The organism is Streptomyces sp. NRRL S-1813 (genome assembly GCF_000719605.1).
GTDB lineage: Bacteria > Actinomycetota > Actinomycetes > Streptomycetales > Streptomycetaceae > Streptomyces > Streptomyces decoyicus.
In genome coordinates this window covers 124,252-147,821 of record NZ_JOHB01000015.1, presented here as the reverse complement: position 1 = coordinate 147,821, position 23,570 = coordinate 124,252, and the positions used below count along the sequence as shown (strand labels likewise).

The window sequence follows — 23,570 nt, the reverse complement described above, 5'->3', positions numbered from 1 at the left end:
GCCGCTCCCCATCGGGGCGACGACCGCATCCCGGCAAGCGGCGAGGGCGGTGGGAGATCTCCCACCGCCCTCGCCGCCGCGTGCACCGCCGGACTCCCCTGCGCGTACCGCTCCGTACCGGGATCCGTGCCCTCAGAGGGCGACCGGGCTGTCGCGGTGGATCACCCGCGACTGCGTGAGCAGCTGCCCCTCCCGCCGCACCAGCACATCCTCGACCGTGAAGGTAGGTTCGAAGGTCACCACGCCCGCCCGGTCGGTCCGGGTGACCAGGGAGTAGTACGACACCCTCAGCTCTGCTCCCTGCCGGTCGACGGGCTCGATCAGCAGGTGGTCGAACCAGTGCCGTACGGCGATGTCGCGGTAGCGGGGCAGCGCCGCCCGCATCCCGGCGACCATGGCCTCCCGCCCCTTCGCCAACTCGCCGTTGGCGTGCAGCACTTCACCGTCCTCGGTGAACGTCGCGGCGAAGCCCTCGATGTCCAGGGCGTCCACGCGGCGCATCTGGCGCGCGTAGAAGGTCCGCACCTCGGCGTAGAGGTCCCCGGTGACCTGACTTTCCGTTGCCCGTACCACCTGCGACACGGCTGCTCCCTCCGCTGAACGCCGACCGCCACGGACGGCGACCCGGTCACGGCCCACTCTTCCGCCCGGGACTTCAGTACCTCTCCAGCGGCGCTGGAGCTCGGCAGCCGTCAGCCGTCAGGTCACCCCGCACCGCCTTCACTGGGCCATTGGTACAGTCACGACGCCCAGGAAGCCCACCCTGTGAGGAGGCCGTTGCTGCATGGCCGTGGATGCCCTCGATGCCAAGATCCTGCGGCTGCTGCTGGAGCAGCCGCGCACCAGCGTGCGGGAGTACGCGCGTCTCCTCGGTGTCGCCCGGGGAACCGTCCAGGCGCGCCTCGACCGCCTCGAACGGGACGGCGTGATCACCGCCTACAGCCCCCTGCTGTCCCCCGCGGGGCTCGGCCACCCCGTGCTCGCCTTCGTCCACATCGAGGTCACCCAGGGGCATCTGGAGGAGGTGGCCGACGCGCTGGCGGAGGTCCCGCAGATCATCGAGGCGTTCTCGACGACCGGCGGCGGGGATCTGCTGACCCGGGTGGTGGCACGGGACGCGGCGCATCTGGAGGATGTGATCCAGCAGCTGATCAGCCTGCCGGGCGTGGTCCGCACCCGTACGGAAGTGGCGCTGCGCGAGCGGGTGCCGCACCGGATGCTGCCGCTGGTCGAGGCGGTGGGCACCGCCGCCGGGCCGCGATGAGGCGCCGCTTGGCATCCTGGTGGGTATGAGCGCCTCCCCCGCCCCCCAGGCCACGCCGGCCCCACCCGCTCCGGTGATCTTCGACCTCGACGGCACGCTGGTCGACAGCGAGCCCCACTACTACGAGGCCGGGCGCCGGCTGCTGGCCGGGTACGGCGTGCCGGACTTCAGCTGGGAACAGCACACCCGCTTCATCGGCATCGGCACCCGCGAGACACTGGAGATCCTCAGCGGGGAGTTCGGTATCGACGCGCCGGTCGAGGAGCTGCTGGAGGGCAACAACCGCACCTATCTGGAGCTGGCGCGGGCGCACACCGTGGTCTTCCCCGAGATGCGCGCTTTCGTGGAGCGGCTGTCGGCGGCCGGGCATCCGATGGCGGTGGCGTCCGGCTCGTCCCGGTCCGCGATCGAGGCGGTGCTGGCCGGTACCGGGCTCGATGCGCTGTTGACCACGATCGTGTCCGCCGAGGAGGTGGCACACGGCAAGCCCGAGCCGGATGTGTTCCTGGAGGCGGCGCACCGGCTCGGTGTCGACCCCGGGGACTGTGTGGTGCTGGAGGACGCGGCGCCCGGTGCGCTCGCGGCACACCGGGCGGGGATGCGGTGCATCGCCGTCCCGTATGTGGCCGCCACCGCCGACGACCCGGCGTTCCTGAGCGCCGGGCTGCTGTTCAAGGGCGGTCAGGGGGAATTCACGGCGCGGGCCGCGTACGACTGGATCGGGCAGCCGGTCCGCTCTTCCCCCTGACCGGCGCGGTCACTCCAGGCCGAGGGACTTGCATGCGGCGGTGAGGTCGCCGGCGCAGAGCAAGTCGGTCCGGACCGTGCCGTCGCGGACGACGGTGTCCTTCATGTTCTTCCGGGTGACGATCTGCGCCTTGAACAGCGTGGCGGGGATACCGGACTTGCTGCTGTTGTCGGCGGTGGTCGACGTCAGGGACTTGATGCTCTTGCCGCGCAGCAGGCGGAAGGCGATTTCGGCGGCGGTTTCGGCCTCCGGCCTGACTTCCTTGTAAATGGTGAAGGACTGGGTACCGGCCACCAGCCGCTGCAACGCGGGGAGTTCGGCGTCCTGGCCACCGAGCGGCACATTCTTGAGACCGGCCGACTTCAGCGCAGCGGCGATACCGCCCGCCATACCGTCGTTGGCCGAGTAGACCGCGTCAAAACCCTCCGGTCCCTCGGCGTTGATGACGTCGGTCATCTCCTTCTTGGCCGCCTTCGCGGACCAGTCGGGGATGCTCTTCTCGTAGATGATCTTGTGGACCTTACCGTCGAGGACGGCATGCGCGCCCTTCTTGTAGGACGGCGCGTTCGGGTCGGTCGGGGAACCGTTCATCATGACGACGTCGGAAGCGGCCGCCTGGGAACCGAGGGCGGCGAGGACCCCCTGCCCCTGGAGCCGGCCGATCTTCTCGTTGTCGTAGGAGACATAGGCCGCGACATCGCCCTCGGCGAGCCGGTCGTATGCGATGACCTTGACGCCCTTCTTGGCGGCCGAGTCCACCCAGCCCTTGACCGCAGCGGCGTCGACCGGGTCCAGGATGATGACCTTGACGCCCTTGTCCACGAGAGCATCGAACTGTCTCTTCTGGGCGTCGACCTTCTGCTCGGCATTGTGGTAGTCGAGCTTGCATTCGAGGCAGAGCGAAGCAATGCGCGAAGAAATAATGCGGCGGTCGAACTTCTCGTACCGGGCCGCTTTGCTCTCCGGCAGGAGCAGCCCGATGGAGTCCTTGCCGGCACCGGCGTCCTGTTGCTCACTCCCACACGCCGCCAAGGGCGCCGCGAGCGAAAGCGCCATTGCGCCGGTGAGGGCGCGCCGCATTATTGCATTCATTTCCGGTACCTCCAAAGGGGCCGCCTGACCGGCCCAGAACGGCTGAATTGAACGCCATCTTCGGCCCTACCGTCAAGAATCGAAGCAAGAACGATATGGAAGCGAGCTGCGCGTTGACCCTCTGAACCCCCGTCACTCGCCGACGTTCCGGAGAGTGCCGAAACGGTCAATTCATTCCGGAACACTCCGGAACGTTCCCGTTACCAGCCCCGCCACTTCGGCCGCACAAAGCGGGAGAAAACCGGTTTCTTCACCTCGTCCATCGTGCCAACCATGCGATATCCGAACGGAGTTGGACGACCGCACCGGACATCGAACTCGCGCGCGGGCATGCCTTACGGCCTTTCACCGCACCCGCCGACCGCAAGAAGTGGAGGGAAATAGATGCTGGGCGCAGCTTTCCGGGGCGGCCGTCAAGCCGAGCGGGCAAGTGGTCAAGACCAATCGGAGCCGGGCCGACGACGTCCGGGCGCGGGCCACGTCGCCACCCTTTCCGCTCCGCAGTCAAATACGGCGACAGAAAGGGGGAATCCCGGGGAATGTCTTCAGCATAAATTTTTGGTCCGGGTTCTCTTCACCAAGAGAACCCGGGCCATAACCGCCCCCGTATCGCGTGAAACGCCGTGCGCGGAACAGCCGGAAGGTCCGGTCCCAGGGCCCTGGGACCGGACGCGCCCGCGCCGGGTCAGCCCACCCAGCCACCCGTGAGTCCGAGCACCGCCGAGCCGTCCAGGTCGGTGAGCTTGGTGCCGGTGAAGCCGCGCGCCCAGTCCGACGTCTGGAGGCGGAACGCGGGCCGGTCCGCGGTGAGCGCCTCCAGCACGGTCTCGGCTGCCTCGGCCGGGGTCTGCGCGCTGCCGAGGAACTGCGCGACGGTGCGGTCCAGGTACGCCTTCAGCGCGTCCGCGTACGGGCCCGCGGCGGCGACCTCACCTTCCCGGTCGACTCCGATGTTGTTGACGAACTCGGTCGCCACGGCGCCGGGCTCGACGACGGAGACCGTCACCCCGAGCCGCGCCGCCACCGGCGCCAGGCTCTCCATATAGCCCTCTACGGCGAACTTGGCCGCGCAGTAGGCCTCGTTGAAGGGCTGCCCGACGACCCCGCCGACGCTGGTGACGGTGATCAGACGGCCGCCGGTCGCGCGCAGATGAGGCAGCGCCGCCTTCGAGACATGCAGCACGCCGAAGAAGTTGACCTCCATCACCTTGCGTACCTCGGCGACGGCCTCGTTCTCCAGGGTGCCGAGGTGTCCGGCACCCGCATTGTTGATCACGGCGTCGAGGCGGCCGTGATCGGCGATCACCCCGTCGACCGCGGCGGCGACGGAATCCTCGTCGGTGACATCGAGCTGCCGGACATCGAGCTCCACCCCCGCCTCCGCGGCCGCCGTGCGCAGCGCGGCGGCACGGCCGGTGTCGCGCAGCGTCGCCACGACCTGCCAGCCGGCCCGTGCCGCGGCGACCGCGGCGGCCAGGCCGATGCCGGAGGACGTGCCGGTGATCAGAACAACCTTGGAAGACATGGCGGACCTTTCGGCTCCGTACGACGGAGCAAATTAAGTGCGTGTACACACACCATAGACATTATGTGTGCGCACACGCAACCGGTAGCCTTGCCGCATGGCGAAAAGGAAGCTCACCCAGGCCGAGATGCCCGTGGCCGACCACGCGTTCTACGGGCTGGTCTGGGCCGGAACCGTCCTCACCGAACGCGTGGACCGCGCCCTGACCAAGGCCCACGACCTGCCGGTCTCCTGGTTCGAGGTGATGCTCTGGCTCGCCTCCAGCCCGGACCCGGTCCCGGCCTCCGTGCTCGGCAACAGCACCATGCTCAGCCGCAGCCAGGTCTCCCGCGTCGTGGACGCCCTCCAGAGCCGCGGGCTGGTCACCCGCACCCCCTCCGCACACGACGCACGCTCCGTCGAGGTATCCCTCACCCCGGAGGGCCGCCGGCTCTTCGAGGAGGCCGAAGCCACCCGCCGCTCCTGCCTGGCCCCGGTCTTCACCGACCTCCTCGACCAGAAGGACCTCGAAGCGCTCAGCACGGTGTGGCAGAAGCTCAAGGCCAACAAGGACGGCTAGGGCGTCCGCGCTGACACTGCCCGGCCCGGTGCGGGGCCGGCCGACCGTCAGGCGCGGGACCAGGGTGCACAACAAGTCCCACAAGCAGGTCCGCGCCCGCGTCGAGCACGTCTTCGCCCGCATGAAGACCTGGAAGATCCTCCGCGACTGCCGCCTCAACCGCGACGGCGTTCACCACGCCATGCTAGGCATCGCACGACGGCGCCGTCTCGCCCTCTCCGGATAGACGAACGGGCGGATCAGCAACCGGCCACGCCGGCACTCAGCTGCGGTGTCGCCCGGCCTGGGCACGGGGAACGCGCTGGTGGTGACGCTGCTGGTGCAGCTCGGGGTGGTGGCGGTGACGGGGCTGCTGAATCTGCGGCTGCCCCGGGTGGTCGGCCGAGAGCTGAGCGGGACCGGCCGCGCCCGGTACGGCAGCAGGGCCCCGGTACGGCAGCAGGGCCCGGACCGCGCGTCGCGGTCCGGGCCCTGCCCCGTGCGGTGCCGCCCCTGCGGCGGCGGTGCGTCAGCTCTGTGCGGTGTCGTCGCCCGCCTGCCCGGCGCCCTCAGCTGCGCCTGCCTTCTCGCGCATCTTGCGCACCAGCTCCGCCTTCTGGTCGGCTGCACCCTGGCGGTCGAGGTTGCGGTGCGGGCCGTTGTTCTGCCGTTCGGCGCGGGACAGCCTCTTGCGCTGGCCGCCGCCCATGCCCACGGGGTTGTTGATGTTCTTGCTCACGGTCACGGGTTCTCCCGGTAATGAGGTGAAGTGATCTACGGATTCATCGATGGGGGACGGGCGGCGACGTCGAAGGGCGTCAGCAGGGGCCCATCACGCTCTCACTCGTAAATCGGCGCCTGGAAGAACATGACAAAGAGGTTACCCGGTTCCGTCGGCCCCGCACACCAACCTTTTCGCCGCCCCGGCGTCGGCCGGGCCTTCGGCGAGCGCCCGGGGTCAGCCGTTTCCTTCCGGGAATCTCAGCACCGCCGGCACCCGCCGGTGGTCGCCGCCGGCCCGGGGCAGGTCCGGATGGGCGTTACCGGGCCGCCGCGGGCATTGTCAGTGGTCGCGAGCACCCTGACGGCATGAGAGATCATCTCACTTGCGCCCCGCCGTTACGGGACAACCTTTAGGACGGCCAGGACGACCAGGTCAGCTAAAGGGCCGTCCCGTATCCCCTGGCGGGCCGGGGCGGGACAGGGCGGACCGGACGGTGCCGTCGGTGCCTCAGTGGGTGATCGTCCGGGCGATGTCCAGCGTGAGCCGCTGCCAGGGGTCGCGTGGGTCGCGCGTGGTGAGGTCGCTGATACGGCGCAGGCGGTAGCGCAGCGACTGGGGATGGAGGCCGAGCCTTCGGGCGGCGGCGTTCGCGGAGCCCGTGTCGAGGTAGGTCGTGAGCGCTTCCATGAGGTGGTGGCGGCCGGGCTGGACGAGCGGGCCGAGGATCAGCCGGCCGATCTGGTCGGGAGTGGTGGCGGGACGTCCGCCGAGCAGCGCCAGCACCTGGGCGTCACCGTCCGTCAGGACCCGCGCCGGGTGGTGGGCGTGCGCGGGTGCCGTGTCCAGGGCATCGGCCGCGAGCCGGTAGGCGACGGCGATACGGTCCGGGCTCTCGCCCGAGATGGCGCAGCCGCGCAGGCCCCGCTGCCCCAGGGCCTGCGGAGCGGCCCCGCCGGCCGCGGCGGGCAGCAGCAGGACCACGCGCGAGCCCCGGACCGTCGCCAGCGAGGTGGCCTCACCGCCGTGGCCGTCGAGCGAGACGAGGAGCCCGACGGCCGTCTCCTGCGTCAGGGCTGCGCCGTCCGCGTCGGCGGGCTCCGCCACCAAGAGGCAGTAGGGGTCCGGAAGTTGCCGCCCCAAGCGGGCGGCCCGGTCGGTCAGCGCGCCGACGGAGGCGTGCCGTCCCGCGATCAGGTCGTCGAGGAGCAGCCGCAGCGCGCGGTCGCGGTCCGCGGTGAGGTCCTCGCTGGTGGCGGTGTAGGCCGTGGCCATCTCCTCGGCGAGCGTGTCGAGGGTGGTCAGCGCCATCCGCGCGAGCGCGAAGGCATCCGGGGCGCCCGGCGGCGGTGTGGCGGCCGCGACCTCGTCCGTCATCACCGTCGCCGCGACGCGGTAGGCCCGCAGGACCGCCTGCATCGGGCGGCCGTCCGCGGCCCGCGCCGCCGCGATACCGCGGAACCGCCGGAGGTCGGCCGGGGTGAGTGCGCTGTCGGTGACCCAGAGATGCAGCAGCCGGTCCAGCGCCCAGGCGGCGATGGCGCGCACCTCCTGGAGCCGGTTGTCGTCGAGCACGGCGTAGGCCGGGACCTGCTCGCGCACGGCGGTGACGATCGCCGCGACGACCCGCGGAGCGGCGATCAGCTGCTGCCGGATACGTGCCCGTTCCTTCATCACAGGGTGATGATTCCACCCGCGTGTTGTGCGCACCGCGGTGGACGGGTGTTGTCACTGTCGCCAGGATCACGGGTGAGCACGCAGTCTCAGCGACGAGAGGCGGGACCGTACGGATGGCGAAGCACTGGGCGGACTTCCAGTACGAGATCTATCTCCACGGCATGACGGGCGCCGTGCCCCGGCTGCCGACCGATCTGACGCGCCTGGAGGAGCTCGCGGAGCGGCGCCTCGGCCCCGGCCCGGTCGGCTATGTGGCGGGCAGCGCGGGCACCGGCAGCACCGCCGACGCCAACCGGGCGGCGCTGCACCGCCGGCGGATCGTTCCCCGCATGCTGCGCGAGGTGCACGAACGCGATCTGTCCGTGGAGGTGTGGGGCCGCGCCCTGCCCGCGCCGCTCGCGCTCGCGCCGGTGGGCGTGCTGTCGATCATGCATCCGGAGGCCGAGCCCGGTGCCGCACGGGCCGCGGCGGCGCAGGGCGTTCCGTACATCCTGTCCTCCGCCTCCAGCACCCCCATGGAAGAGGTCGCCGAGGCGATGGGTGACGGGGAGCGGTGGTTCCAGCTGTACTGGGCGAAGGACCGCGAGGTCAGCAGGAGCTTCCTGAACCGCGCGAAAGCGGCCGGTTACACCGCCCTGTTCGTCACGCTCGACACCCCGCTCCTCGCCTGGCGGCCGCGCGATCTCGACCAGGCGTACCTGCCGTTCCTGCACGGTGTGGGCACCGCCAACTACTTCACCGATCCCGCGTTCCGGGCAGGGCTCGCCAAGCCGGTCCACGAGGACCCGAACGCGGCCGTCATGCACTTCCTGGGGATGTTCGCCGACCCCGCCAAGACCTGGCCCGACCTGGCATTCCTGCGCGAGAACTGGGACGGCCCGATCGTGCTCAAGGGCATCCTGCACCCGGAGGACGCCCTGCGGGCCGCCGAGGCAGGCATGGACGGTGTGGTCGTCTCCAACCACGGCGGCCGCCAGGTGGCGGGTTCCGTCGCCGCCGCCGACGCGCTGCCCCGGGTCGTCGAGGCGGCGGCCGACCGGCTCACCGTGCTCTTCGACAGCGGTATCCGCACCGGCGACGACATCTTCAAGGCGCTGGCCCTGGGCGCGAAGTCGGTGCTGGTGGGGCGCCCGTACGCCTATGGGCTCGGCCTCGACGGCCAGGCGGGCGTCGAGCACGTCATCCGCTGTCTGCTCGCCGAACTCGACCTGACCCTCGCGCTGTCCGGGCACTCCCGCCCGGCCACGCTGACCGCCGACGACCTCATCAAGGAATCCGCATGACCACCACGCCGGACCCGGCCCCCGCCACGGAGCCGCAGACCGTGCACCACGTACTCGCCGTCGTCTCGCCGCACGTCGGTGGCCGCGCCGCCGGCGCCGCGCTGGCCGGCCTCTTCCCCGGGCAGACCCGCGTCACCGTCGTCGAGAGCGCCGACGAGGACCCGGCGGCCCTGCGGGACGCCCATCTCCTCATCACCGGCCTGGCTCCGGTCACCGCCGAACACCTCGCCGCCGCACCGTCCCTGGAGCTCGTCCAGTGCGCCAGTCACGGCTTCGACTACGTCGACCTGGACGCGGCCCGCGAACGGGGCATCCCGGTCTGCAACATCGGCTCCAGCGGCGCGGAGAAGCAGAACGTCGCCGAGCAGACCTTCGCCCTGATGCTCGCCCTGGCCAAGCAGCTGGTCCCCGCCCACACGGCCCTCGTCGAGGCCGACTGGGCACTGCCCCGCCTCCAGCAGTCCATCACCGAGCTGTCCGGCAAGACCCTCGGCATTATCGGCCTGGGCCACATCGGCGAGGAAGTCGCCCGCCGGGCCGTCGCGTTCGACATGAACATCGTCTACGCCGGGCCGCGGCCGGTGGCCCCGGAGACCGCGGCCCGCCTCGGCGGTGCCCGGCATCTGAGCCTCGACGAGGTGCTGCGCACCTCCGACTACCTCACCCTGCACGCCCCGCTCACCGACGCGACCCGTCATCTCCTCGACGCGGAACGCCTGGCCCTCCTCAAGCCGACCGCTTTCGTGATCAACACGGCCCGCGGCGCCCTCATCGACCAGGACGCCCTCGCGGACGCCCTGGCCTCCGGAGCCCTCGCCGGCGCCGGTATCGATGTCTTCGACCCCGAACCGCCCACGGCGGCCCTGCGCCTGCTCAAGGCCCCGAACGTGGTGCTCTCCCCGCATGTCGCGGGTGTCACCCGCGAGACGCTGGTCCGCATCGCCCTGGCCGCCGTCCAGAACGTCATCGACCACCTGGCGGGCAAGCCGCTGCGGGACATCGTCTCGTAGCGACCGCACCGCGGCCGGCCACCACCGGCGCCCGCGCACTCCCGTACGACCGGCCCGGGCCGCGTTCGTGCGGGAGCAGCCGGACGTCGAAGTCGATGCCCCCACCCAGCCCTCGCCGCCCTCCCCGGGCTCCCACCGAGCTCGTTCGCGCATTCCGGCCATTGTTCGGCGCACGGATGCGGTACCGGTCCGGCCTCAGTTGTGATCACCATGGTCGGCGTCTCGCCGAACAGACCGGCCACTCCGGTCGGCTCGTCACCGGCCTCGTGTCCGGGAAGCCCCGGCGGGACCTTCACCAAGGCATCCCAGGCCGTCCCGCGCTCCGTGACGGCCGCACCAGGAAAGGCTGGTTCACGCTCGTGGAACCCCGTGGAGGCACCCGTTGGGCAATGGGTGGACTGCTCGCCGGAGGCATACTCGTCAACTTCCTCGACCGCACCGCGATATCGGTGGCGAGCTCCTCGATCGCCGCCGACTTCGGGCTGGACCTCCAGCAGCTCGGTGTGGTCCTCTCGGCCTTCACCTGGTCGTACTGCCTGGTCCAGTTACCCGCCGGCCTGCTGGTGGACCTCCTGGGAGTCTCGCGGCTCACCCGGATCGCCTCCGCATTATGGGCCGTTGCGGGTCTGCTGACCGCGGTGGCCGGCGGAGTGGGCCCGATCATCGCGGCACGGCTGCTGCTCGGGGTGGCCGAGGGGCCCTCGATGGTCGGCGCCTCCAAGGCGACCGCGGCGTGGTTTCCCCTCAGTGAGCGCGGTATGGCGACGGCGATGTTCGACGGAGCCACCAAACTGGCCAACATGGTGGCGTTCCCGGTGCTGGCGTTCGTGATGAGCGAGTGGGGCTGGCGGGCGGGTTTCCTGTTCACCTCCGTGATCAGCGTGCTGTTCACCGCCGTGTGGTGGTGGGGTTACCGGGACCCGTCCACGGCCCGCTCGCTGCGTCCGGCGGAGCGGGAGTTCATCCTCGAAGGCGGGGCACGAGACATCGACCGGGGCGGGGCCCGGCAGTTCCGCTCGGCGTTGCGCTCCGGCAGGATCTGGCTCCTGTCCTGCGGTTTCGCCTGTTACGGCTACACCATCAACATCGTGCTGACCTGGATGCCGGAGTTCCTTCAGCGGGAGTTCCACGTGCGGCTGCTCCAGTCCGGCATCTACTCGATGGTTCCGTGGGCGGTGGCGACGGTGGCCGAACTCCTCGTCGGGGGCTGGCTGGTGGACCGGCTGGTGCGCCGGGGCCGCAACCCGTGGACGGTCCGCAAGACCGTGCTGACGTGCGGGCTGGCGCTCGGCGCGACGATCGGCGCCGCGGGGAGTGCCGGGTCTCCCGCCGTCGCCGTGGTCTGGATGTCCCTGTCCCTGGCGGGCCTGGCCATTGCCGCGCCCGTCGCCTGGGGTCTGCCGGGACTGCTCGCACCGCCGGGGACGGTGGGGGCGGTCAGCGGGCTGATGAACTTCCTCAATACGGCGGCCACCGCCGGCGGCGTCCTGCTCACCGGTTGGCTGGCCCAGACGACCGGATCGTTCCACGCACCGTTCCTCTTCGCGGTCGCCGTACTGGCCGTCGGGGTCGCGCTCTACTGGAGGGCGCTGCGCCCGGCCGCGCTCCCGGACTCCGGCCCGGTGCGGAAACTGCACCGGGTCTGAGCCCCCGTTCCGTCGCCATGTGCAGGGACGATGCACCTGCGTGACATGGGCAGTTGTTGTGTCTGTCATCACAGATTCGCCCTGCTGGGCCGGGGAATCCCTAGTATGGCTCGGCAGTTCTCGGCAGGGGGGCATGGAAAGCAGTGATGCACACCGTCGGCCCGATCCGGCCCAGGTCTGACACCACATCAGAGCGCTCCCGGCAGTCGCCGGAGCTGACCGATCCCGCCCCGGACTCGACCGGTCCGGCGTCTCATACCGCTGCGGTCGAGGTTTGCCGTCGATGAACGATACGTCCGTCTTAGCGTCCTGCCTGGCGCGATTATCCTGGCCGCCGGAGCGGCTTGCACGGGAGATCAACAAGAGGTGCGGCACCGGCACCATCAGCAGCAAGGCCCCCTACAACTGGTTGAAGGGGGCCTGCCCCCGGCGCCGGCTGCCGTATGTCGTCGCCACCATTCTTTCCGACCAGCTCGGCGAGTCCGTCGCGGTCGAAGCGCTGTGGCCGGAGCACTTCCCGGCCGCGGCACCCCCCTGTCAGCGCCTCCACACTCAGCGGCGCACCCTCTCGTCCGCCCCTCGCCCGGCCGCACTGGACCCGGTCACCGCATCGGTGGACTGGCTGGTGGCCGACGACGCTCCGCCGCCCTCGCGCACACGCGGCGCCGAGGTCCCGGATGTCGCGGTCGACATGCTGACCGCCAGGATCCAGCAGCTGCGTCAGCTGGACGACAGTTGCAGCAGCGGACTCGTACTGGACTGGGCGCTCCAGGACCTTCAGTGGGCGAAGAAGCTGGCCGGCACGTACTCCTACGGCCCCTCGACCGGCCTGCGACTGCACCGGATCATCGCCGAACTCGGCCAGTTGACCGCCTGGCTGACCGCCGACCAGGGCATGGACGAGCTGAGCAATTCCCGCTTTCTGACCGCTCTGGGCGCCGCACGTGCCGCCGGGGACCGGCCACTCGCCGCGTACATCATCTCCTGTATGAGCTACCGGGCCGCCTGGGCCGGGCGGACGGAGGAGGCGCTGCGTCTGATCCGCATCGCGCGCAAGGGGTCGGCGCAGGAGGACATGGGCATCGGCCGGGCACTGCTGGCGACGCGCGAGGCCAGAGCCCATGCGAGCCTAGGCGACGAAGCAGGCTGTCAACGGGCCCTGGAGGAGGCCGCCGAGCTGAGCCGGTCCGGCCGGCCCTCGACCGACCCCCCGTGGGCCTACTGGCTGACGCCCGCGGTGATGGTGGCCGATGCCGGGCGGGCCTGGCTGGAGTTGGGGCGTCCCCGGCGGGCGGAGTGGCATCTCGCGCACGGGATCGACTTGCTCCGGGGCAGTCAGCCGCGCAACCTTCTGCTGCACAGCGCCTCGCTGGCCGAGGCGCGGCTGGCGCACCGCGAGGTCGACGGCGCCGCGGAGGCCGCCGCGGATGCGCTGGCCCTGGCCGAGAGCGTCACCTCACAACGCGCCCACTCCCGCCTCATGGCGCTACGGGGGCGGTTCGGGCGGTATGACACTCCGGTGGCGCGCGAGATCGTGCAACGGGCCGACGCTCTGCTGGACGCGGACCGGGCCCGGGCGACGTGCTAGGGCGAACCCAGGGTGTGCCGGTGCGCGCATCGGCCCCAACCGGCAGTGCAGTGACACGGGCAGCCGTCCCGCTCGTCACAGACTGAGGGACGCTCCCTTCACCACCGCGTCCCCTTTTGGCAGGACCCCCCACCCCGGAACGGCATCCAGGAGAAGCAGGAACATATGCGAGTCATTCACGAGGCACCGCTTGCCCCGATGACCACGCTGGGCATCGGAGGACCGGCTGCGGCGCTCGTCGAGCTGCACGACCCCGCGGACTTCCCCGAGTTCGTGGCGCTGGCCGACACCTTCCCCGGTGAGCCCGTCTGCCTGGGCGAGGGAAGCAACGTGCTGGTCAGCGATGCCGGATGCGTCGGCGCCGTGCTGCGGATGAGCACCAAGGGCGTACGTATGGCCGGGAACACCGCCGACGGCCGGGTGCTGGTCGAGGTCCAGGCCGGTCATCTGCTCGCCGATCTGGTCGCCACCACCATCGCCGAGGGCCTCACCGGTATGGAGATGCTGGTGGGCATTCCCGGGACCACCGGCGCCACACCGGTCCAGAATGTCGGCGCCTACGGTCAGGAGACCGCCGACACCTTGGTGCGGGTGACGGCGTGGGACCGGAAGGTGCGCCGCATGGTGACCTTGGATGCCGCGGAATGCGGGCTGGGCCACCGCACCAGCGTCTTCAAGCACTCCCGTCGGTGGACGGTGCTGAGCCTGGTCTTCGCGCTGCGCCGGTCGGAGCTGAGCGCACCGGTCACGTACCGGACGGTCGCCGCCGCACTCGATGTCCCGGTCGGCAGCAGGGTGCCCCTGGACGAGGTGGCCCAGGCGGTGCTCACCGTCCGACGGAGCAAGGGCATGGTGCTGGGTTGCAGCGGCACCGACGACCGGTCGGTCGGCAGTGTGTTCCTCAGCCCCGAGATCTCCCCCGCACAGGCCGAGGGCCTGCGGGCACGTCACGCGCCGGTGAACCGTTTCCCCGACGGCTCGATCAGGGTGAGCGCGAGCTGGCTCATCCGGCAGGCCGGCTTCGAGCTGCGCCGCCCGATCGTCCCGGGCGTCCGGATTTCCTCGCTGCACTACACCCTGGTCGCCGAGGAGGGTGCGACCGCCGCCGGTTTCCGCCAGGCGGTCGGCATCGTGTTCCAGGAGGTGCTGCGCCGCACCGGGGTACGACTCACTTCCGAAATCGACTTCCTCTGAACTCACCGCCCTCACCGGGGGCGGGAGAGATCACCCCTCCTCGCCCTTTTTCGCACTCTGAATGATTAGGTATTCCCACTCACGTACACGCAAGCGGTTTGGGCGACGCGAATTCCCGGCAGCCCAGGGGCGCCCGTTTCCTGGGAGGCGGAACCTCCCTCGCTGCATTGCGACGGCGCCCAATCCATCGGCGAACGCAGGCCGCCCGTAAGAGAATTCACCACTATCTGGATTTAGCCATTCCGGTCACATTAATCGGAGCATACCTCCGTAAGCTTGACACGGCATGCGCCCTCCGGTGGAATATTCCGGCGGTTGCGAAATGCCTCCGCAACAACCCGAAATAATCCGGGATTAAAGCATCTCCCTTTGGAGGGGACCATGGAGAACATCATCACCAGCATGGACGAATTCGACCTCGACCTCGACCTCGACATCACGGATTCGGCCACGGCCACCAAGAGTGCGCAGGAGCCGAAGCTCATGACGCAGGTCTGCCCCATCACCGCCTGGCCCTGCTCAGCGTGAGTGCGGGGCGGCGCCAGGACTTCGGCCCGCCGCCCCGCACCCTCGTCGGCGAAACGGTGTGAGTGGAACGGGCGGGGGGATCGTGGGCGGCAGGACGGACGTCGAATTCGCGTGCGGGAAGGTGGCACTGGTACGCGCGGCGGCCCTCCCCCTGCCCTCGGAGGACGCACCGGCCCGGCAGCCCCGGCCGCCCGTCGGAACCCCGGAGGAAGAGGGCTGGCTGCACCGGCAGGTGACCCATCTCGCCGCCGATCCACGCCTCATGGAGGCGGTGGGCCTGGCCAGCGCGAGCCTGGGGGCGGATGTCGCCCGGGTCGTCGCGGGGGAGCGGCTCAGGCTCAAGTCCCTGCGCCGTATCGCGGTGTCCCTGACGAAGTACCACTCGCGGATGTCCCACCGTCCGACCCCGTTCGGCCTCTTCGCGGGCGTCGGACTCGCCGGATTCGGATCCGCGCCCTCGCTGGGACCGGCCGGTGGCGTGCGCAGTGTGACCCGGCCGGACGCGGACTGGCTGGACGGCGTGCTGGAGGCACTGCTCGATGTCCCGGCCGTACTGGAGCGTTCGCGGCTGACGGCCAACAACCTGCACACGGTACGAGCCGGCCGGCTGGTGCTGGTCGACCGCCATGACCGCACCGGAAAACGGCAGTTGTCGGGTTCGGTGCGCCACACCCGGGTGGTCCGGCACCTCCTGGCGGCCACGGCACGGCCCACGCCCTTCCCCGAGCTGGTGGAAGACGGAAAGCGGCAGTTCCCGCAGGCCCCCGAGGGCGCGGTCGACAACAGCATCGTGCAGCTCGTACGCGGCCACTTCCTGCTCAGCGACCTGATACCGCCGCCCGACTGCACCACGCCCCTGGCCCACGTGTGCGACCGGCTGCACGAAGTCGACCATCCGGCGGCCCGGCAACTCCGTGCCATCAAGGCCGAGTTGGACGCCCTGGACGTCGCGCCGCCGGACGCCCGGCGCACCCGGCTGGCCGCGGTCTCCGAGCGCATGCGGGCGGCGCGGCCGGCCACGGACGTCCTCCAGACGGACCTGGCACTGGAGGTGCGGCTGACCCTGCCGTACGAAGTGGCCCGGGAAGCGGAACGCGCCGCGACGGTGCTGTGGCGGACCTCTCCCGTCCACCGGGGCAATCCCCGCCTCCGCGACTACCATCTGGCGTTCCTGGAGCGGTACGGCACCGACAGACCGGTCCCGGCCCTGGAACTGCTCGACGACACCCGGGGGCTGGGACTGCCCCCCGACTACCGTCAGCACAGCGCCCCGCCGCCCCTCCCGACCTCCCCCGAGGCCGTCGCGCGCGATCGCGTTCTGGCCGAGCTGCTGATGGACGCCGCCCGCCGCGGCAGCCGGGAAGTGGTGCTCGACGAGGAGACCGTACGTGCCCTGGAACCGGCGGAGCGCGGACCGGCCCCCCTGAGCATGGAGGTGGGGGCCGAGCTGACGGCAGCGGGCCAGGAGGCCCTGGACGGCGGGGACTTCCATCTGGTGCTCGCGCCTCAGGCGGTGTCACCGCTGGCCGGAGCCATGTTCAGCAGGTTCGCGCCGGTGCTCGGCCGGTCAGCGGCCGGACGGATTCAGGAGCTGGCCCTGCACGCCGAGCGGACCGCGGCGCCCGACGAGATCCCGGCCTGTGTCGCCTACCGGCCCAGGGTGGCGCGTTCGGCCAATGTGTCCGCCGTCCCGCAGTGGCTGTCCCATCGCATCCCGTTGGGCGTCGGCCCCGCCGAGTCCGGGACGGCACACGATCTGCGCCTGGAGAACCTGGCGGTCTGCGCCGACACGGACGGCCTCCACCTCATCGACAGGCCGTCGGGCCGAAGGGTGCGGCCGCTCTCCTACTCGATGCTCAACCCGAGCAGCGGCCATCTTCCGCACATGGCCCGGTTCCTGCTGGACATCGGGCAGGAGGGGCGGGCATTCTGCGCACCGTGGAGCTGGGGGAGCTGGGCCTCGGCTCCCGCGCTGCCCCGGGTGCGCCACGGCCGGACCGTGCTCTCCCCCGCACGCTGGCTGCCGGACCGGGCCCTGAGCGCCGCGGCCGACCGGGAGGACGGGGAGTGGGGCGACCAGGTCGGCCGGTGGCGGCGGCGTTGGGACGTCCCACGGCAGGTGCTGCTCACCAAGGCCGACCACCGCGTCGCGGTCGACCTCGACGACCCTCTGCACCTCATGGTCTTGCGTGACGAGGTGCGGCGGGCGCCCGGCCTGACGCTGGTGGAACAGTTCGGGGACCGAGCGCAAAGACAGTGGTTCCGGGGACCGGAGGGCTCCCATGCCGCCGAGTTCTTCTTCCCGCTCTTCGCCAGGCCTGCCCGTCGCAGCGCGCCGCACGGTACCGGACAGGCCCTTCCCCTGGCCGCGCCGGTCCCGCTTCCGACGGACGGCACGGACAGCGGCCGCGGAGCGCGGGCGCATCTGCCCGGTGGCGAGTGGCTCTACGCGAAGATCTATGCGCCCCAGGCCCGCCAGCCGGAGCTGCTGGCCCGCCACCTCGCACCGCTGACCGACCCCGACCTGCTGCGCAGAGCGGGTGCCGACCTCTGGTTCTTCCTCCGTTACGAGGATCCGGCGCCCCACATCCGGCTGCGTTTCCACGGCAGGCCGGAATCCCTGTGGCCGGTGCTGCTGCCCGCACTCCACGACTGGGCCCGGCCACGCGAGGAGGCGGGGCTGCTCGCGAAGATGGTCCTGGACACCTACGAGCCCGAGGTCGGGCGGTACGGCGGACCGGCCGCGATCGAGCACGCCGAGCGGCTCTTCCACGCCGACAGCGAGTCCGTCGTCACGCTGCTGGCCATGGCCCCCGACCAGCTGGGCGATCCGACGTTGCCGGCCGCGCTGGGCATCCTCGACATCCTCACCCACCTCGGCTCGCCGGACCAGGTGCTCCGCTGGCTGAGCAGCCCGTCGGTGCTGGAGCACCGGGGCGACGTACCGCGCGAGCGGAAACAGGCCGTCGCCGCTCTGCTGGGCCCGCACGCCAGGCCCCGGCCGCCGGCCGCCGCGGAGGGCTGGGGCGTGGGATGGAGCACCCGCGGCCCGTCGCTCACCGGTCTGCGCGAGGTGCTCTCCGCCGCGGAAGCGGACCCCGGCCGGACGGGACGGATCGCCCGGAGCCTGGCGCATCTGCACTGCAACCGGCTGCTCGGTCCCCGGCCCGAACAGGAACTGACGGCCCATGTGACGGCCCGTGAGGCGCTCGCGCTGTGGCTCGGCCGGAAGAGGAACAACAGATGACCGTGACCACACCCCACGCTCTGTGCGACACGGCGTCGGCAATCGCGTTCCGGGTGGCCGACCTGCTGAACTCACCGGAGCAGGTGGCCGGCGCCGCCCGCGACGCCGTCGCCATGCTGCCGCCCGAACTCCCGCTGCCCGGCTGGCAGCCCGCGTCACTGCTGACCGGGCACCCCGGCATCGCCCTGCTGCACACCCAATGCGCCCGGACCGACGCCCGGTACGCGGCCCTCGGGCACGCCCATCTCGCGGCGGCCGTCGCGGCGGCCACCGGTGCCGGCCCGGCCGCGGTCGGTGACCTGCTGCTGCCCGCGCGCCTGCATGCGAACGCACACGGCGGCTACGCCCGCCTGCTGGCACGCTGCGCCGAGGTGCACGCCGCCTACGTACGGGCGCGTGCGGCCCAACTGGTGGCTCGGCGGCAGGAACACGGCCCCGGACTGGCGTACGGCGACTACGACGCGATCGCCGGCCTGGCGGGAGAGGGACGTGGCCTCCTGCTGGCGGCCGACCACGGCGACGAGCGGTGCGCACAGGCACTCGGCGACGTCCTGGACTTTCTGGTCGGCATCAGCCACCCCGTCCGACCGGCAGAAGGCGACGGAACCCAGGTGCCGGGGTGGTGGTGCGCACCCGACCGGTACCTCCTCCCGCGCGACCGCCAGGAGTTCCCCGGGGGTGACTGCAACGTCGGTGTCGCCCACGGGATTTGCGGTCCGCTCGCCCTGCTGTCACTGGCTCACCGCTCCGGGCACCGGGTACCGGGCATGCAGGACGCCATCCGCCGCATGGCCGACTGGGTACTGAGCGTGGGCTGCACCGACGGCCGGGGCATGCAGTGGCCCGGCCGCGTCGCCTTGCCGGAGCGCCCCGGGGAGCCTTCCCGGCCCCAGCCCTCCCCGGGAACGGGAGCCGGAACAGGAGCGGGAACGGAAACCGGAACAGGAACAGGAACGGTAACGGGAGCGCGCAGCAGACCCGGCTGGTGCTACGGAACATCCGGCATCGCCTGGACCCTCCATCTGGCCGGGCAGGCGCTCGACGACCACCGGATGACGGCCCTGGCCGAGGAGGCCGTCAGCGCCCTCGCGCACCGCCCGCACGACGCGCTGGTGTCCGACGACCCGGGCCTCTGCCACGGCCGCGCCGGCATCCTGCACACCACCGTCCGCATGGCGACCGTCACCGGACGCACCACGTTGTGGGAGACCGCGGACCACCTCGCCCGGGAACTCGTCGCAGAATTCGACGCACGAACCCCCTTCGGCTACCCCCAAGTTCTTCCGCCCTCCCCGGCACCGACCCCGTCGCCGCCGCCCGCACCACGCCGGATCCACCACCCCGGCCTGCTGGACGGCGCCACCGGTACCGCCCTCGTCCTGGCCGACTACGCCGACGCCCGCAGGGGCACCACACTCACCGAGCGGAACGGCTGGGACGCGGCACTCCTCATGAGCTGAAGCGGTCACGCGTCGCCGGAGGCGTTCCACGGCCGTTCCCTCTGCGGCAAGGCGCTCCCGCACCCTGACGGAGCTGTCGCAGCGCCTCCTCCGCCTGGCCGGCCGACCCCAACTCCACAGCGTCCGCGAGCCGTTGTCGTGTGAGGAGGCCGCCCCCGTGCACTTCCCGGGGACGGGAAACGGACCAGGAGGGCGGACAGGTCTAGAACCCGCCAGGCGTCGGCCGGATGTCGAAGCCCGTCAGTCCCTCGGGCTCTTCCTCCTGGACGGACGCGGTGTTGACGGTCGCCATGGGGGGACCCTCGCGTGCCCAGTCCACCATCTCCTGTACGCGCTCGGGTTCCCCCTCGAACACCGCCTCGACCGTGCCGCCCGGCAGATTGCGCACCCAGCCGGTCACACCGTGCTCGTCCGCCTTGCGCCGGCAGGTGTCGCGGAAGAACACACCCTGCACGTCTCCGGAGACCACCACGCGTCTGCGGATCATCCGTGCCTCACCTCGTTCGCTCGCCCCGGCGGTACGAGCGCAGATATATCCCGGCCCCCCGGTCAGCGGGCGGAGCCACGCCCGGACGGCGTACGGCTCACCGAGCGTCCGGCGGCCGAGGCGGCGCGGGCGAACTGGACGGCGTCGAGGACGGCCGCCCCGCCCACATCGTTGTTGAAATACGTGTAGACGTCGGCCCGGTCCGGCCAGGTGTCGGCGATCCGCCGTGCCCAGCCGGCGAGCGCCTGTTTGCCGTAGCGGGGGCCGGCTTGTGCGCGGCCCCCATGGAGACGCAGATACCCCCAGTCGGCGGTCCGCCAGAGGGGCGTCACGGGCCGGGAGCGCCGGTCCGCCCAGCACAGCGCGGCACCCCGCCGCTCCAGCACGGCACGGATCTCCGTCGTCCACCACGAGGTGTGGCGGGGTTCGACCGCCACTCGCGCGTCGGCGGGGAAGCAGCCGAGGCAGGTGTCCAGCAGCCCGGCGTCCGCGTGCAGCGTGGGTGGCAGCTGGAGCAGGACGGGCCCGAGCCGGGGGCCCAGGCACGCGGCGCGCGACATCAGCCGGCCGACCGGCTCCTGCGGATCGCGCAGCCGCTTGATGTGCGTCAGATAGCGGCTGGCCTTGACGGCCATCACGAACCCGTCGGGGGTACGGTCCCGCCAGTCGGCAAAGGTCTTCTCCTCGGGCAGCCGGTAGAAGGCGGCGTTGCTCTCGACCGTGGCGAACTGCCGCGCGTACTCCTCGAGCCACAGCCGCTGCGGCTGGTCCGGCGGGTAGAGGACACCGCGCCAGTCCTTGTACTGCCAGCCGGAGGTTCCGACGAGGACGGTCATGTCCGCATCCCTGCCCGGTCCGGGCCGGGGGCTATCAGCTGTCGCTCGTCGGGGGCGGCCGCCCGCGGGCCCGATGCACTCGGCAGCCGTCGCCGGACAGCGGCGCTGTGATCTGCCTTGCATAACCGGCCCTACCGCACAACCCTTCGGCCCGCCAGGAGTCATGATGCGCAAGCACCTGACAGTTCAGGTGACATCTGAGGAAGGTCTTCTTGATGACGTTACGCCAAGCCCTGACGGCCGCCGCGGCGGCAGCCGTCATCGCACCCGCCGCCGTACTGGTCACGCCCGCCGCCGCGTCCGCCACGGAAGCCCCGAGACCGTCGGCACACATCGACGATTCGCAGAAGACAGCCGCCCCGGAGCGGCGCGTCAGCGATTCGGCGCGGACGGAGGGGGCGACGGGGCCGGGCGGGTCGTCCGGGACCCGGGGCCCGACCGCCGAGACCGATGAGGCCACGAAGCCCGGTGCGGGGAACGGTGCGGGGAACGGCACCAAGCCCGTGCCCGACGCCAAGCCTGGTAAGGAAACCGGTACCGAGCACGGCACCACGTCCGGCGGATCCTCCTCCGAGGAGGTTCCCCCGGACGGTCAATGCGAGAGCTCGTCCCAGCATCTCCAGATGGCGATCAAGGGGCTCCAGTCCGGGTTCGTCGCCGGTGCCGGCTGGAGCAATTCCTCCATCACGGTCACCAATACCTCCGACAAGGCCATGGAGAAGGTCCGGCCGCAGCCGTACATCTCGTCCGCCGAGATCGTCGACCGTCCGTATGAAGAGTTGGAGGCGCAGTTCCGCAATCCCGTGACGGGCAAGTGGCTGAGCTTCGAAGACGCCACGGTCGACAGCGTGTTCACCGGATTCCCCGTCGCCGCGCACAGCACCGTCACGCTGCCGCTGCGCGTCCGCGCGATCAATTCGGCCAAGCCCGGGGCCGGTTACGCCATCGTGGAGGGGATGTTCTCCCACCAGGACGGTTCCTGCGGCCTCTCGAACCACGAGCAGTACGACTTCAAGATCCTCCCGGCGCGCGGCAAGCCCGGCGGGCCCAGCAAGCCGGGCAAGCCCAGTGAGAGCGCCGAGCCCGCCGGTGGCGTCACGGACGGCCCCAGGCCGCAGGGTGGCGCCAAGGAGACCTCGGGCGCGGGCCAGCTGGCCGCGACCGGCTCGTCCTCCGCACTGCCGACGATCGCCCTGGTGGGCGGCGTGGCAATGGCCGTGGGGGCGGGCGCGATCATCAGCGTGCGCCGCCGCAAGGCCCCTGCCGGCTCCTCCGGGGGTGGCACGGGAGCCACAGCGTAAGGATGCGCGTGCCGGGCCCCGGCGTCGGTCCGGGGTCCGGCGTCGGTCCGGGGTCCGGTCCTCGGCCACCCTGCCGATACGGGCAGCAGCGGCAACCGCGGACCTCGGGCGCTCGCCGCCGCCCGCTCGCGGATCAACCGGCCCAGCGTCCCGACAGGAAGGTGACGGCGAAGACGGTCATCAGCGGCGCCGTCAGACAGAGATACAGGGTGGTGAACCGTGGAGTGCGCAGGCTCCAACCGGCCAGCAGGATCCACAGGGGCCACCACAGGAGCGTGGCGCGGGGGATGGAGGTGTACCAGTACGACGTGCCCAGCGCCCACAGGCTGAGGCCGACGTAGACGGCCTCGGGCCAGCGGCGCCGACGGGCCAGCGCCCCGGCCAGCAGAATGCCGACGACCATGGCGAGGAGTTCGGCCTGGGACATCAGGGCGTATCCGGTGGGCAGTGACTCCTCGAAGGCCGCATGCCAGGTGTTCTGCCAGGCTTCCCAGGGGGTGTGGAAGTCGCGGTACCAGCCGCGTTCCTGGGCGTGCTTCCAGGCCATCCAGTCGCCGGTGTGCAGGTGCAGATACCAGCTGTAGACGACGGGCGCGAGGGCGGGCAACGCCAGCCAGGGCAGTGCGCGCCACTGCCGACGGGTGCGGGCGGTGAGGGCGAAGTGGACGGCCAGGGCGGCGACGAGAAAGAGGCCGCTGACGCGGACGGTGCAGGCCAGGCAGGCCAGGACGGCCGCGGCGGGCCAGTTCTGCCGGTGGGCGGCGAGCCAGGCGGGCAGGGCGAGCGCGAGGAAGAGCGCTTCGGTGTACCCCGCCGCCAGGAATATCGCGCACGGCGAGAGCAGCAGGAAGAGGACCGCGCGCCGACCGGCGTTCCCGTCGGACAGATACAGGCGGGCGACCCGGGCGAGGGCCAGGACGGCCACGGCTCCGGCGACGAAGGAGATCAGCAGGCCCGCGGTCGCCCAGTGCGGGACGACGGTATGGACGGCCCGCAAGAGAAGAGGGAAGCCGGGGAAGAAGGCTTCTCGGTTGTCCCAGCCGTTCGTCCAAGGCCCGGCCAGGCCGGGGAAATAGCCGTCGCGGGCGATGTGCAGGAAGTGCCCCCAGTCCCACTGCTGCCACGGCGTGAAGAAGCCGGCGACGTGCGGGGTCTTGGGGTCGTCGGGGAACAGCCACCGGGTGCAGTAGGCGGTGGTCCAGATCCCTGTCCGGGTCAGCAGATACAGCCACAGCACCTCACGGTCGGCGGGCCCGGGGACGCAACGGCGTCGCCAACGGACCTCCTGTCGTGGACGGAGCGGAGAAGAGCGGTCGACCGTGCCGGCTTCGGTGGCTGTCCCGACGACACCTGGCCTGCCGACTTCGGCGGCTGTCCCGACGCCTGGTGTGCCGGTTTCGGCTGCGGTGCCCACGGCGCCTGCCG

General features: G+C 71.3%; 20 protein-coding genes and 1 pseudogene. 13 read left to right on the top strand and 8 right to left on the bottom strand.

The features are described 5' to 3' along the window. Positions 1 to 132: 132 nt before the first annotated feature. Complete coding sequence (locus IF67_RS0122170; RefSeq protein WP_030988261.1) at positions 133 to 582, bottom strand: nuclear transport factor 2 family protein; 450 nt, start codon at positions 580 to 582, stop codon at positions 133 to 135. 202 nt (positions 583 to 784) lie between these two features. Here IF67_RS0122170 and IF67_RS0122165 point away from each other — a divergent pair, with 202 nt between their 5' ends. Together IF67_RS0122165 and IF67_RS0122160 are read left to right on the top strand one after the other, a co-directional pair. After that, positions 785 to 1,264: an Lrp/AsnC family transcriptional regulator gene (locus IF67_RS0122165; RefSeq protein ID WP_030988259.1), complete on the top strand. Its 480-nt coding sequence runs from the start codon at positions 785 to 787 to the stop codon at positions 1,262 to 1,264. 25 nt (positions 1,265 to 1,289) lie between these two features. After that, positions 1,290 to 2,012, top strand: a complete 723-nt coding sequence (locus IF67_RS0122160) for an HAD family hydrolase (RefSeq protein WP_051818428.1) — start codon at positions 1,290 to 1,292, stop codon at positions 2,010 to 2,012. 9 nt (positions 2,013 to 2,021) lie between these two features. Here IF67_RS0122160 and IF67_RS0122155 read toward each other — a convergent pair whose 3' ends face one another. Together IF67_RS0122155 and IF67_RS0122150 are read right to left on the bottom strand one after the other, a co-directional pair. Then, complete coding sequence (locus IF67_RS0122155) at positions 2,022 to 3,104, bottom strand: sugar ABC transporter substrate-binding protein (protein ID WP_030988255.1); 1,083 nt, start codon at positions 3,102 to 3,104, stop codon at positions 2,022 to 2,024. A 685-nt stretch (positions 3,105 to 3,789) separates the two neighbouring features. Next, on the bottom strand, positions 3,790 to 4,629 hold the full coding sequence (locus tag IF67_RS0122150; RefSeq protein ID WP_030988252.1) for an SDR family oxidoreductase: 840 nt from the start codon (positions 4,627 to 4,629) through the stop codon (positions 3,790 to 3,792). Positions 4,630 to 4,726: 97 nt separating this feature from the next. Between IF67_RS0122150 and IF67_RS0122145 the strand changes: the two genes are divergently transcribed. Both IF67_RS0122145 and IF67_RS41860 read left to right on the top strand, forming a co-directional pair. Beyond that, positions 4,727 to 5,188 carry a MarR family winged helix-turn-helix transcriptional regulator gene (locus tag IF67_RS0122145; RefSeq protein WP_030988250.1) on the top strand — a complete coding sequence of 154 codons (462 nt, stop codon included), beginning with the start codon at positions 4,727 to 4,729 and terminating at the stop codon, positions 5,186 to 5,188. 31 nt (positions 5,189 to 5,219) lie between these two features. After that, positions 5,220 to 5,414: pseudogene (locus IF67_RS41860) on the top strand (transposase); the annotation flags it as partial. Between the two features lie 282 nt (positions 5,415 to 5,696). Here IF67_RS41860 and IF67_RS0122135 read toward each other — a convergent pair. Together IF67_RS0122135 and IF67_RS0122130 are read right to left on the bottom strand one after the other, a co-directional pair. Further along, positions 5,697 to 5,912 carry a DUF6243 family protein gene (locus IF67_RS0122135; RefSeq protein ID WP_030988248.1) on the bottom strand — a complete coding sequence of 72 codons (216 nt, stop codon included), beginning with the start codon at positions 5,910 to 5,912 and terminating at the stop codon, positions 5,697 to 5,699. Between the two features lie 486 nt (positions 5,913 to 6,398). Then, a complete protein-coding gene (locus tag IF67_RS0122130; RefSeq protein ID WP_030988246.1) occupies positions 6,399 to 7,562 on the bottom strand; it encodes a PucR family transcriptional regulator in 1,164 nt (387 codons plus the stop codon). Between the two features lie 116 nt (positions 7,563 to 7,678). On the opposite strand from IF67_RS0122130, the gene IF67_RS0122125 reads away from it, so the two are divergent. The 8 genes from IF67_RS0122125 (at position 7,679) to IF67_RS0122080 (ending at position 19,521) form a co-directional block, all read left to right on the top strand. Next, positions 7,679 to 8,848: a lactate 2-monooxygenase gene (locus IF67_RS0122125; protein WP_030988245.1), complete on the top strand. Its 1,170-nt coding sequence runs from the start codon at positions 7,679 to 7,681 to the stop codon at positions 8,846 to 8,848. Continuing rightward, positions 8,845 to 9,858, top strand: coding sequence for a 2-hydroxyacid dehydrogenase (locus IF67_RS0122120; protein WP_051818426.1), 1,014 nt, complete (start codon positions 8,845 to 8,847; stop codon positions 9,856 to 9,858). The genes IF67_RS0122125 and IF67_RS0122120 overlap by 4 nt, the downstream gene beginning before the upstream one ends. A gap of 389 nt (positions 9,859 to 10,247) precedes the next feature. Then, positions 10,248 to 11,504, top strand: a complete 1,257-nt coding sequence (locus tag IF67_RS0122115) for an MFS transporter (protein ID WP_030988241.1) — start codon at positions 10,248 to 10,250, stop codon at positions 11,502 to 11,504. A gap of 283 nt (positions 11,505 to 11,787) precedes the next feature. After that, on the top strand, positions 11,788 to 13,092 hold the full coding sequence (locus IF67_RS0122110) for a hypothetical protein (RefSeq protein ID WP_030988240.1): 1,305 nt from the start codon (positions 11,788 to 11,790) through the stop codon (positions 13,090 to 13,092). A 165-nt stretch (positions 13,093 to 13,257) separates the two neighbouring features. Further along, entirely contained in the window at positions 13,258 to 14,286 is a 1,029-nt protein-coding gene (locus tag IF67_RS0122100; protein WP_030988238.1) for a UDP-N-acetylmuramate dehydrogenase, read from the top strand. Between the two features lie 381 nt (positions 14,287 to 14,667). Further along, positions 14,668 to 14,814, top strand: a complete 147-nt coding sequence (locus tag IF67_RS43825) for a hypothetical protein (protein ID WP_158713144.1) — start codon at positions 14,668 to 14,670, stop codon at positions 14,812 to 14,814. A gap of 121 nt (positions 14,815 to 14,935) precedes the next feature. Continuing rightward, positions 14,936 to 18,061 carry a lantibiotic dehydratase gene (locus IF67_RS0122090; protein ID WP_234341244.1) on the top strand — a complete coding sequence of 1,042 codons (3,126 nt, stop codon included), beginning with the start codon at positions 14,936 to 14,938 and terminating at the stop codon, positions 18,059 to 18,061. Continuing rightward, on the top strand, positions 18,058 to 19,521 hold the full coding sequence (locus IF67_RS0122080) for a lanthionine synthetase C family protein (RefSeq protein WP_030988234.1): 1,464 nt from the start codon (positions 18,058 to 18,060) through the stop codon (positions 19,519 to 19,521). The genes IF67_RS0122090 and IF67_RS0122080 overlap by 4 nt, the downstream gene beginning before the upstream one ends. Positions 19,522 to 19,723: 202 nt before the next feature. On the opposite strand, the gene IF67_RS0122075 is transcribed toward IF67_RS0122080, so the two are convergent. Together IF67_RS0122075 and IF67_RS0122070 are read right to left on the bottom strand one after the other, a co-directional pair. Beyond that, positions 19,724 to 20,008: an acylphosphatase gene (locus IF67_RS0122075; protein ID WP_030988232.1), complete on the bottom strand. Its 285-nt coding sequence runs from the start codon at positions 20,006 to 20,008 to the stop codon at positions 19,724 to 19,726. 62 nt (positions 20,009 to 20,070) lie between these two features. Further along, positions 20,071 to 20,844, bottom strand: a complete 774-nt coding sequence (locus IF67_RS0122070; RefSeq protein WP_030988230.1) for a DUF72 domain-containing protein — start codon at positions 20,842 to 20,844, stop codon at positions 20,071 to 20,073. Between the two features lie 215 nt (positions 20,845 to 21,059). On the opposite strand from IF67_RS0122070, the gene IF67_RS43820 reads away from it, so the two are divergent. After that, positions 21,060 to 22,145: an LPXTG cell wall anchor domain-containing protein gene (locus IF67_RS43820; RefSeq protein ID WP_030988228.1), complete on the top strand. Its 1,086-nt coding sequence runs from the start codon at positions 21,060 to 21,062 to the stop codon at positions 22,143 to 22,145. 133 nt (positions 22,146 to 22,278) lie between these two features. On the opposite strand, the gene IF67_RS0122060 is transcribed toward IF67_RS43820, so the two are convergent. Further along, positions 22,279 to 23,559, bottom strand: coding sequence for a mannosyltransferase family protein (locus IF67_RS0122060; protein WP_420708703.1), 1,281 nt, complete (start codon positions 23,557 to 23,559; stop codon positions 22,279 to 22,281). Positions 23,560 to 23,570 lie beyond the last annotated feature (11 nt).